At 48.5% G+C, this 11,411-nt stretch carries 10 protein-coding genes; 2 read left to right on the forward strand and 8 right to left on the reverse strand.

Going from position 1 to position 11,411, the window contains the following annotated elements:
- The gene (locus tag EKM71_RS09500) at positions 1-984 is read right to left on the reverse strand and encodes an aldo/keto reductase (RefSeq protein WP_125574375.1); all 984 of its coding nucleotides are present in this window, start codon (positions 982-984) and stop codon (positions 1-3) included.
- Positions 985-1,193: 209 nt separating this feature from the next.
- Here EKM71_RS09500 and EKM71_RS09505 point away from each other — a divergent pair, with 209 nt between their 5' ends.
- Positions 1,194-1,409, forward strand: a complete 216-nt coding sequence (locus EKM71_RS09505) for a P8 family protein (protein WP_125574376.1) — start codon at positions 1,194-1,196, stop codon at positions 1,407-1,409.
- A 57-nt stretch (positions 1,410-1,466) separates the two neighbouring features.
- Here the strand turns inward: EKM71_RS09505 and EKM71_RS09510 are convergent, their stop codons facing one another.
- From EKM71_RS09510 to EKM71_RS09540, 7 genes are all read right to left on the reverse strand, one after another.
- Positions 1,467-2,093: a histidine phosphatase family protein gene (locus EKM71_RS09510; RefSeq protein WP_125574377.1), complete on the reverse strand. Its 627-nt coding sequence runs from the start codon at positions 2,091-2,093 to the stop codon at positions 1,467-1,469.
- A gap of 15 nt (positions 2,094-2,108) precedes the next feature.
- The gene (locus tag EKM71_RS09515) at positions 2,109-3,050 is read right to left on the reverse strand and encodes a DMT family transporter (protein WP_125574387.1); all 942 of its coding nucleotides are present in this window, start codon (positions 3,048-3,050) and stop codon (positions 2,109-2,111) included.
- Positions 3,051-3,239: 189 nt separating this feature from the next.
- The gene (locus tag EKM71_RS09520; RefSeq protein WP_191986207.1) at positions 3,240-3,884 is read right to left on the reverse strand and encodes a methionine ABC transporter permease; all 645 of its coding nucleotides are present in this window, start codon (positions 3,882-3,884) and stop codon (positions 3,240-3,242) included.
- Positions 3,885-3,923: 39 nt separating this feature from the next.
- Positions 3,924-4,970, reverse strand: coding sequence for a methionine ABC transporter ATP-binding protein (locus tag EKM71_RS09525; RefSeq protein ID WP_164504777.1), 1,047 nt, complete (start codon positions 4,968-4,970; stop codon positions 3,924-3,926).
- A 74-nt stretch (positions 4,971-5,044) separates the two neighbouring features.
- Positions 5,045-5,848: a MetQ/NlpA family ABC transporter substrate-binding protein gene (locus tag EKM71_RS09530; RefSeq protein WP_125574380.1), complete on the reverse strand. Its 804-nt coding sequence runs from the start codon at positions 5,846-5,848 to the stop codon at positions 5,045-5,047.
- A 507-nt stretch (positions 5,849-6,355) separates the two neighbouring features.
- Entirely contained in the window at positions 6,356-6,904 is a 549-nt protein-coding gene (locus EKM71_RS09535; protein WP_125574381.1) for a DNA-3-methyladenine glycosylase I, read from the reverse strand.
- Positions 6,905-7,014: 110 nt separating this feature from the next.
- Positions 7,015-8,652 (reverse strand): peptide ABC transporter substrate-binding protein, encoded by a 1,638-nt coding sequence (locus EKM71_RS09540; RefSeq protein WP_125574382.1) that lies wholly within the window; start codon positions 8,650-8,652, stop codon positions 7,015-7,017.
- A gap of 400 nt (positions 8,653-9,052) precedes the next feature.
- Here EKM71_RS09540 and EKM71_RS09545 point away from each other — a divergent pair, with 400 nt between their 5' ends.
- Positions 9,053-11,302 carry a glycoside hydrolase family 3 C-terminal domain-containing protein gene (locus tag EKM71_RS09545; RefSeq protein ID WP_125574383.1) on the forward strand — a complete coding sequence of 750 codons (2,250 nt, stop codon included), beginning with the start codon at positions 9,053-9,055 and terminating at the stop codon, positions 11,300-11,302.
- Positions 11,303-11,411 lie beyond the last annotated feature (109 nt).

Here is an 11,411-nt window from a genome sequence, read left to right on the forward strand (position 1 = left end):
TTACCAACGATACTGAACGGGATCTTTGATGTATTTATCGTAGACATCGCGAACAATTGCCATCTGTTCCGGCGTAAACGCAGAGACATCAGCAGCAGCCACGTTACGGCTAATCTGCTCTGGCTTGGAGGCCCCAGGGATTACCGTGCTGACAGCATCGCTCATTAAAATGTAACGTAACGCCATCTGAGCCAAGTGGTCGCCGGCGTGCAGGCGTTCCTTGAGCTCATCGGCTGCGCGCACACCAGTTGCATAATCCACTCCGGAGAATGTTTCCCCCTGGTCAAAGGCTTCCCCATGACGGTTGAAGTTTCGGTGGTCGGCCTTACCGAACGCAGTATCCATCGTATACTTACCACTCAACAAGCCACTAGCCAGCGGTACTCGAGCAATAATGCCCACGTTTTGTTCCTGAGCCATCTTGAAGAATCGATCGGCTGGCCGTAGACGGAACATATTGTAGATAATTTCAACGGCGGAAATGTCGTAGTCCAAGGCTTTCATGGCTTCCTCAACCCGTTCGACACTAACCCCATAGTTCTTAATCTTCCCAGCCTTTTTCAATTGGTCGAGAGCGAAGAAGACCTCTGGTGTGTAGTACACAGCAGTTGGTGGACAGTGTAAAAGCACGTTATCTAAAGCGTCGACATTCAAGTTCTGAAGACTCGCTTCCACGAACTTGGTAATATTGGCGGGCGTGTACCCACTTGCAACGTGTGGATCAAGTTTCCGGCCCACCTTGGTGGAGACGAAGACCTTATCGCGTTTGTCTTTAATAAACGTGGCTAATGCCTGTTCACTCAACCCATCCTGATAGATATCAGCAGTATCGAAGAAGTTTACCCCGGCGTCATAGGCAGCAGCTAGGGTATTCTGGGCATCGTTTTCGTCAAACGGTTCGCCCCATTTTGATCCTAACTGCCAAGTTCCTAATGACACTTCACTAATCTTGAACCCAGTCTTACCGAGTTGCCGGTATTCCATAGCACACACCACTTTCTGGCAGTTTTCTGCCTATCTGATATCTCTCATTCTGCCGTTTATATCCCGTCTCGTCAATAGACCCAACGGATGATTTGAACAAAATATTTACCATTCTCCCTTAAAAGGACTAACATTAAAGATGAAGCCGGTGAGATTCATGCCAATCACAAATTCCACTGACCCCAAATTCTTTTTGGAGGTAATTGGTTATGGCTGATATTGAAAAGACTGCTTTATTGGATGAAAAGATGAGTGAAGTATTCGACTGGTCCGACCAGGCTATGCCTGTTCGTGACGCATTGTGGGACCACTTCATGGAAGCCAATGGGCACGACACTGATAAGACTGAAGCTTCGATGAAGGAAATTGATGCGAAGTCCGACGATGACGTTCGGTCTTACGTTGAAGATAACCTCAAGAAGTAACCGACTTTCAACTAAAAATAACCCCGCCAATTGGCGAGGTTATTTTTTTACAGTCATTTAGTTAAAATTGCCAGTTACCAAGTTGTAAAATTGCAGATAACGTCGGCCGGTGACCGGATCAATTGTCATCCGCGTCACACTGGTATTGCTAGGTTCAGGTAAGGCAGCCGTTGCCGGTGCACTCAATACGAGAAGGGCGAGGGCCTTAATCGTCAGACCATGACTTACGACTAGCACGTGGTCATCAGGATGATCCACGACCTGTTCGGCCAGCCACTGCCCGACCCGCCGCTGAATCATCAAATACGATTCACCACCGACTGGGGCTAACTCATTCGGTAAAACTTCCCGAGTGACCGGATCAAAGGATGTCGCGTATTCAGCACTAACGGCCGCATAGGTTTGCCCGGTCCACTGCCCGTAGTCAGCCTCTTGTAGGCGTTCATCAAACTCTGGGACCAGGGGAATCACTTGCGTTAATGCGGCGGTCGTCTGCCGGGCACGATGTAAAGGACTGCTGACGACGCGATCGTATTTAATTGACCGCAGTGCCTGCGCCAACTGCTCGGCCTGTTGTAAGCCACGAACGGTCAAATGTGTCGCGGCTGTATCTAATTGACCTTGAAAAATTTGGTCCACATTGGCCTGTGTTTGACCGTGGCGAACCCAATCAAAAGTTGTCAATTTCGCTCACTCCCGTCAAAAATCCTTCTCAACAATCTTTCGCCGCCCGCGTTGAAGCAGGTAGATGGCCAAGATCACCAAGATGGAACCCACAACTTCGGCGATGGAAATCTTCAATCCCAAGAAGATAATCGAGAGGACGAAGGTCATCACTGGTTGCACAGCATCGACAATACTAATAACATCAGATGGCGCGAAGTGGGTGCTGTACAGTATCAGTGCAAATGGCAGAATTGTTCCGATGATAATGACCGTGGCCATCGACATCAAGAGCGTACTCGTCAGAGGTGGCGTCTGTACCCACACTGGCTGGTGAATGTTAAAAAAGACCCCTGCAATGAAGGTTCCCCAGCCCAACACCGTGATGGGTTGGTGTCCGTAATCGCGGACCAGTGGCCGGGGCAACACCACATAAAAAGCCGCGGTAATCCCAGACCCGATCCCCCACATCAGGGAATCAAACGGAATGGCCAATTGTGAGATGTTTCCTCGGGTGATTGCCAGAAAGACCCCGACCATGGCCACCGCGAAGGCAATCAGGTCACTTCGTAGTGGTCGTACATGCTTAAACAGTAAGCTTCCCAACACGATAAACAGTGGGCTTAAATACTGGAGAATTGTGGCTGCAGCGGCATTCCCTGTTTGAACGGAAATGTAAAAGGTCAACAGGTTCGCCCCTAAACCAAAGATAGCATAGGCAACGACCAAGCCGATCTCCCGCCAACTTTTAAAGATCGTAAACGTTTCTTTGCCATACATAATCAGACTGATAACCAATAGGGTGACCCCCGCCCCCATCGTTCTGGCAGATAGGAACCAACTGCTGGGAATCGATTGTCCTTGTGAGATGAACTGGAGCACCGTTCCCGACACTCCAAACATTGCCGACGCAACGGTCGCCCAAAAAATTCCTTTGACGACGTTTTCGGTTGCTGATCCTGATTTTTTCAAGCCCATGAATCCTTTCTCTCTCACGTCACACGTGTGTTTTTAATTTGTCTATTTTACCTAAAAATCATTAGAATTTGGCAACAAAATCCTAGATTTTAAAACTTTTTAGATTACCCCGTTTGCCAGTTAACAGACTTCATAGGAAAAGGAGAGTGGGAAACATTCCCAACTCTCCTTTTCGAGTTTTAATAACAGTTAGGCGGTGTGATCCACGCGACGAGCCAATAAGTCTCCCACTAATTGAATAGCAAAGACAATGACTAGAATGATCAACATGGCCAAAACAGTCACATCCGTTTCAAACCGGCTGTACCCAACATTGATGGCCAGGTTCCCTAAGCCACCCCCACCGATAGCACCAGCCATAGCGGTTAGGTCAATCAAACTGATCAACGTTAGAACAGAAGAACGAATAATGTCAGGCAAGCCTTCCTTGAGGTAGACCCGGAAGATAATGCCCATGGGACTGGACCCGACCGATTCGGCCGCCTCAATTACCCCGTGGTCAACTTCAGCCAAGGCATTTTGAATCTGTCGCGCATAGAATGGTGCGGACCCAATCACCAGTGGCACAATGGCCGCAGTCGTTCCAATGGCAGTTCCGACGATCACCCGGGTTAAGGGGGCAATCACGGCCAGCAAAATAACAAATGGAATCGACCGACAGAGATTGACAATTTTATCGAAGATGTTGTAAATGATGCGATTTTCCAGAATACCACCGGGTTGCGTGACGATTAAACCAATCCCGATAATCATTCCGAGGATCCCTGCCACTACAGCAGTAATCAGCGTCATATACAGCGTCTCACCGGTGGCTTGAATGAAGTCACTCTTCATGGTAACAGCGTTAGGAAAATATTTAGCAAACCAACTCAATTAAGCCACCTCCGAATCCGTGGGCTTCAAGTGGGTAATCTTAATCCCGGCATCCTGGCAGTATTGCCAAGCTTCTTGCAACTTATCCGGTTCCCCAGACATGACCACGATCAAGTTTCCCAGTGGCGTGTCCTGTAAGATTTCCACGTTCCCATATAAAATGTTTGAAACCACATCGTATCGCTTGTAAAGTTCCGTAATCAGTGGTGCATCAGTACTTGCACCCACGTATTGGAGTTGCACTAACTGCTGATGGTCACTCAGGTCCAGCGCACTGGACTGCTTGTAAATCTTTTCCAGAGCCTGGTTGATCTGGGTCGCGGTGTTAATGAAGTCCTGTGTCAGTGGCTTCTTAGGCTGACTGAAGATCGAGACCAGATCCCCGCGTTCAATGATTTCACCGGATTCCATCACGGCAACCTTGTTACAGATTTCCTTGACGGCTTCCATTTCATGGGTAATTAGCACCACCGTGAGGCCAAGCTCCTTGTTCAGCCGCTTCAATAGTTCCAGGATGGATGACGTGGTCTTGGGGTCCAAGGCACTCGTCGCTTCATCACTAATCAGAATCTCGGGGTCGTTGGCCAGTGCTCGAGCAATGGCCACCCGTTGCTTCTGACCACCAGAGAGTTGGGCCGGATAATCGTTGGCTTTTTCACTCAGACCAACGAGTTCCAAGAGGTGCGCCACCTTTTCTTGCCGATTCTTTTTAGATAAACGGAAACGTAGAGGATAGCCCACATTATCCGCAATTGTCCGAGAATCCATCAGGTTAAAGTGTTGGAAAATCATTCCAATCTTAGTTCTGGCTACCCGCAATTCCCGGGGCGTCAGGTGTAATATATCTTGACCGTTCACCACAACGGTGCCGGCAGTCGGTGGCTGAAGCCGGTTAATGACCCGCACGAGGGTACTCTTCCCCGCACCGGAATAACCCACTACCCCATAAATGTCTCCGCGATCGACGGTCAATGACACATCCTTCACGGCGTTGACGGTCTGTCCCTTATTATGGAAAGTGACGTCGATATTCTTTAACTCAATAATCGCTTCGTTAGTCAAATCTTCGTGCTCCTTACTCGCCTTATGCCGGCTAATTTTAACTTAGAACTCTCAGCTTGTTACCAAGCTGGGATAGTTAATCCGTGATAGTACTTCTTCAATAACTTCTTCGTCGCTTCGGTCTGGTAAGCCTTCACAATCTTCTTGTAAGTCTTGTTGTTCTTATCAGCCTTGTTCGTCGCAATGATATTAATGTAAGGAATTGAAGCCTTGTTGATCTTTTCCTTATAAATTGTTTCACTGTTTGGTAACTTCGCTTCGGCAGCAAACTCATTGTTGATGACGGCACCGACGGCATCCGTTAAGGAACGTGGCGTCTGAGCGGCATCAACTGGCGTAATCTTCAAATTCAACTTGTTCTGAGTGATGTCCTTAGGCGTTGGTAATGCCTTGCTACCATCCACTTTAATCAGACCCGCCGATTGAAGCAAGTGTAAGGCCCGACCCTCGTTAGTTGAATCATTAGGAATCGTAATCTGTTCGCCCTTCTTGATATCGGCAACGTTCTTAACCTTCTTGGAGTAAAGACGTAGTGGTGCGCGAACGGTCTTCCCGATGGAAACGATGTTGCTCTTGTGTGCCTTGTTCCATTGGTCCATGAAGTACGTGTGTTGGAACGAGTTAAGCGCAATTTCATGGTTCGTTAAGGCTGCGTTAGGCTGGTTGTAATCGGTAAAGGTCACCAACTTGATGTCGACCCCTTCCTTCTTCAGTCTCTTTTGAACCGGCTTCCAAATCTTTTCGTCGGATCCCATGATCCCGACCTTAACCGTCTTGCTGCTGGACTTGCCACAGCCAGACACAATCAACAGTGGAACTAACAGTAATAATAGCCAACTAAAATGTTTAAATGATTTCTTCATACTCAAAATCCCCTTTATCCCTTTTAAAGATTTATTTTGAAGCTCGCGATTGAAAACAATGACCAAAAGAAAAGAGTCCGCTTCTAATTTAATAGAAACGAACTCTGTCGTGGTACCATTCTAATTCAAGTCAGACGATGCCGACCCCTCATTAACACTCGCCAGCTTGCGCCTTAAAGTGCGTGCACGATAATGAGTGCCAAGCATTACCACTTCATCGAACAGACTCAGCGGTACCAATTCATTTCAGGCCATCTTCACCCCGCCGTGGGTTACCCGCTTTCAGCAAGTCGCGAGCTCTCTTGAAACCATTAACGGTGGTTACTCTCCTGATCACATTGTTTTCAATCGCTTAATTTAATAGCAAGTCTAATGCAATTCTAATTCGGTGTCAAGCACAATCGATAATAAATTTATTCATAACGGATCCCGTCCTAGCGGCTCTGACCAATCAGTGCCCTAAATAAATCGGTTTCAGGTTCCCATAAATTCTCACCTAATTTTCACTTAGTCCGGCACGACCGGCTCTTGCAAGATGCCCGCAGCCAGCAGAAACATGTGCGTCACCACTGGTCCCACAAAGCTAAAGCCACGACGCTTCATGTCCTTGGCAACGGCACTACCCAACGTCGACTGATGGGCCAGTGCGTCACGTTGCGGTGCTGGCAATAGGAAAGGTGTCCCATCAACAAAAGCCCATAAATAGGCGGAAAAGCTGCCAAACTCTTGTTGCACTTTGAGAATTGCCCGGGCATTCTGTAAAACGGCCCGAATTTTTCGATGATTGCCAATCATCCCCGGAAACGCCGCAATCTCCGGAATTGCTAATTCATCAATCATGGCCGCCACTGACGGAATCGCCATACCGTCAAAGACCTGCCGATAAATTGGTAACTTGCTAGCCGCTGCTTGCCAACTCAGGCCAACCTGAAAGACTCCAACCGTCAATAGTTCGAATAACACGTGATCATCATGTGTTGGGGTCCCGAAGTAAGCGTCATACTCCGCAGCACCATCCGTCTTCCATTGTTGACCATCATGTGGTCCAATTGCCATTGGTCTCCCCTCTCCCTTTTAATCTCTCTTAATTGTAACGGGATTGGCCAGTCAGTGTAAAGAAAAAAAGGACGCCGACAAAATCGACGTCCTTCACGGATCTAAAAGTTCTATTTGAGGTAAGCGTACTTGTAACTCCATTGCGTTCCGGCCGTGTTGTGAATCACACCCTTAACCGTAGACCGTTGCAGATAGGCGTAATTGGCCTGGTAGAGCGGCGTAAAGCTCTGTTCCTTGTTAATGAGCTTAGCGGCCTGAACCATGTCTTGCCAACGGGCCTCATCGTTCCCAGCGTCTTGATTCTGGGCCTTGTCAATCAAGGCATCGTAAGCCTTGTTGGACCACTTTCCATAATTCAAGGCGTTAGAACTCGTTGGGATCTGCATAAAGGAAATGGGATCATTGAAATCGGCTCCCCAGTGGGAGAGGAAGAGGTCAAAGTCACCACTTGTTGCCCGTGATTGAGCGACTGAAGCCGGAACATTTTGAATCGTGAGGTCAAAACCAGGTAAGTTCTTTTCCAGTGTTCCCTTCAAATATTGGGTAACAGTACTGGCAGCGACATCGTCATTTCCAGCCATAATGCTTAGATTAACCTTCTTTACCCCCAGTTGCTTCAAACCAGCCGCCCATTTTTTCTTCGCCAACGTTGGGTTGTAGGTTGTGGTATTCTTAACCACTTGTTGCTTAGCGAAATCTTCACCGGTTTTTGGATCCTTGGCAAGACCACTGGCCACAAAACCAGTCGGCGTCACAGACCCATCCCCCAAGACCTTCTTGGTTAAGAGACGACGATTGATGGATAAGGCAATCGCCTGACGGATGTTCTGATTATTCATGATACGCCGCTTTTCTTTATCGGCATCCTGGAAGTTGTACTTCAGGTGAATAACAATGGAATAAGGATATTCTTTGAACGCCTTGTTATTCTTGTAGTTCTTAACCTGTTCCGTCGAGAGCTGTGCGAAGTCAAGCTTCTGATTCTGGTATAGGCTCAGCCCAGTCTGCGGATTGGTAACCACTTGGTAACTAATCTTATTCAGTTTCACAACTTTTTTGTCCCAATAGTGGTTATTCTTGACGAATGACCAGGTATTCCCAGTCCCACTCCAATTGGTAATCTTAAACGGTCCACTATACACCATGTACTCGGACTTCGTAGCATACTTCTTTCCGTATTTATTAACGACCTTTTCATTCTGTGGGGCAAATAGCGGATAGGCCATCAGAATCTTAAAGTAGGCAATTGGCTTATCCAATTCGATAACCACCGTGTGCTTGTTCTTAGCATGAATCCCAATCTCACTAGGATCAGCCTTGCCGGCGATGATCTTGTCTCCGTTCTTAATTCCGGAAAACATCGTCGTATAGGACGCTTTGGTGGCTGGGGTCAGCGTCCGGCGCCAAGAATAAACAAAGTCTTGCGCCGTGATCGGATCGCCATTACTCCACTTGGCATTGTCTCTAATGTGGAACGTCCAAGTTTTCTTATCCTTGGACATCTTGGCAGAATCCGCCAAGCCAGGGGCTACTTTACCGTCCTTGCCCAACCGATAGAAACTTTCAAAGACGTTTCCAGTCTGACCATAACCCGTGGCTTTGGCCAAATCAATCGTATCCAATTGTGCCGTCGCTGGTAACCTCAAGTCTTGCTGGGGCGTCGCTGATGATGATTGCCCACATGCAGCCAGACCCAATCCCATGGCGACTACTGCGGCAACTAATCCGATTCCGGTCCATTTTCTCATAACATTAACGCTCCCTTTTCTTCAATTTAGTGGCGTGCAATCCCCTAAACGAACAAACAAAAAGCGGGTTTTCCCTCACAGTCAATCGTGAGAGGAAACCCGCTACAGCGACAACAATCGTTGTCGTTATGTAGGTCTACTGGTTTGCCTGGAAATCACGATTTAACCCAACACAAATAGTCATGTTACATTTGCAACATGCAGTGATCGTCATTTGATTGTGGCGTTCGTTGGCTAGCATCGTGGTTTCCTCCTTACTTTTAGTTATTAAATGGATTGCACAAATTTAAAGGTACGCTATTTGCCAGGCTTTGTCAAAAGAAACGGTTTCCTTACTAACATCACTTCCGGGAAAACGGTATACTAGGACTAGCTGAAAAAGTAGAAAGGATTTGAACGTATGGACATCGAACGCACGCTTGCTGAACTCACGTTACCCGAGAAGGCCGCACTGGTCTCCGGTAAGAATTTCTGGTACACCGCCGCTATTTCTCGACTCGGGCTTCCCGCCCTCATGTTGACGGATGGCCCTTCTGGACTCCGTAAGCAAAAACCAGGGGCAGATGCTGGTGACATCACGAATTCCGTGACTGCCATTACCTACCCTTCAGCAGCCCTCACGGCTAGTTCTTGGGATCAATCCCTCATGCAACGTCTCGGTGAACACCTCGGTCAAGAAGCCCGTGCTGAACAGGTCAGTCTCCTCTTAGGACCAGGCGTTAACCTGAAACGCTCACCCCTTGGTGGTCGTAACTTCGAATACCTCTCCGAAGACCCCTTAGTCGCTGGTAAACTCGCCAGTGCCTATGTTCGCGGCGTACAATCTCAACACGTCGGGGTTGCCGTCAAACATTTTGCCGCTAATAACCGCGAAAATCAACGGTTCACGGCGTCCAGCGACATGTCACAACGGACACTCCGTGAGCTTTACCTGCGAACCTTTGAAATTATTGTGAAGGAAGCTCGCCCTGCTAGCATCATGACCTCCTATAACAAGGTTAATGGCGTCTTGAACGCTGAGAATCACCACCTGTTACGTGATATTCTAAGAGACGAATGGGGCTTCCATGGGGCTATCATGTCCGACTGGGGGGCGGTGGCCAACCATGCTCGCTCCCTACGTGCCAGCCTCGATCTCGAGATGCCCGGAAAGGGTCAAGCCTCGATCGATGAAATTCTGCGAGCCATCGAAACCGGTGAACTGGATGAAGGAACTCTGAATAAGGCTGTTCGCCATATCCTCCACCTCATCGATGATTGGGCTCCACAGACCACTGCTGGCGACTACGACCATCAGGCACACCACGCTTTCGCCCGTGAGATTGCGGACGATAGTATCGTTCTGTTACGGAACCACGACGAAGAATTACCTCTGCGTCCTAAAACATCAGGCAAGATCGTCGTCATCGGTGAACTCGCCGAAAATCCGCGTTATCAAGGTGCCGGTAGTTCGCACGTCAATCCGTCTTATTTGGTCACCCCACTGGATGCCCTTAAGCATACTGGTCTGGACGCGACCTACTACCCCGGCTACCGGCTAGACCAGAGTGAAACCGATGACCACCTGGTTCAAGAAGCCTTGACCGCCGCCAAGGAAGCCGATCACGTCATCATCTTCGCCGGTTATCCTGCTAGTGATGAATCCGAAGGCTTTGATAAGAATTCCTTGATGCTACCGGAAAATCAAACAGATTTAATTGGCAGTCTGGGTCGTATTAACGCCCACACCACGGTTGTCCTTCAAAATGGCTCCGCGGTTGAAATGCCATGGATTCACTCAGTCACCGCCGTTGTTGAAACCTACCTGGCCGGTGAAGCCGTGGGTGAAGCCACCTGGGATGTCTTGACTGGTAAGGTTAATCCTTCTGGTCACTTAACCGAAACCTTTCCAATTCGTTTGACCGACACCCCAATGGCACCAACCTTTGGCCAAGATCCCCAACACGAATACTACACGGAAGGAATTTTCATGGGTTACCGTTACTACGATACGCACGAAATGCATGTCCTCTACCCATTTGGCTACGGACTCAGCTACACCTCGTTTGAACTCACTGATCTCGCGGTTGATCAGGACGAGCACGGGGCTACCGTGACCTTCAATGTAACTAACACCGGTGACCTCGCTGGGAAGGCTGTGCCACAACTCTACGTCGCCAACCATTCTTCCCATGTACCAATGCCAACTAAGGAACTGCGGGCCTTTACCAAGGTTACCGTAGAACCTGGCGAAACCAAGACTGTCACCCTCAAACTCAGTCGAAAAGACTTCAGTTGGTGGTGCGATGGCAAACACCGTTGGCAGGCCGATTCTGGTGATTACGAACTCATGGTGGGTCAATCCTCTCGTGACATTCGTCTCCAGACCAAGTTGACCATGGACTTCAAGAACTCCCCAGCTCCTATCACCATGGAAACCTATCTGACCACGATCGTCCGTGACCACAAACTTTTGGACCAATTTAAGGCAACAGTTCTCAAGCCACTTGGCGCCAACAATCCCCTCGGATTCAGCGACCAACAGGCTGATCAGCCACAGCTAACCCAGAATCTCATGTTCCTCAACATGCCGTTGCGGGCTCTGGTAGCCACCGGTGTGCCGGAAACATTTGTGGCCGATTTTATCAGTCTCGCCAACCAACGCAATTAACTTCTATGTCAAAAAAGGCACTGACCATGTGGTGAAGTGCCCTACAATTGTTAGACAGATAAATCTAACGATTGTGGGGCTTTTCTTATGACCAAATATAGTACTCAAT

Origin of the sequence: Levilactobacillus huananensis (genome assembly GCF_003946145.1) — a bacterium.
Classification (GTDB): Bacteria; Bacillota; Bacilli; order Lactobacillales; family Lactobacillaceae; genus Levilactobacillus; species Levilactobacillus huananensis.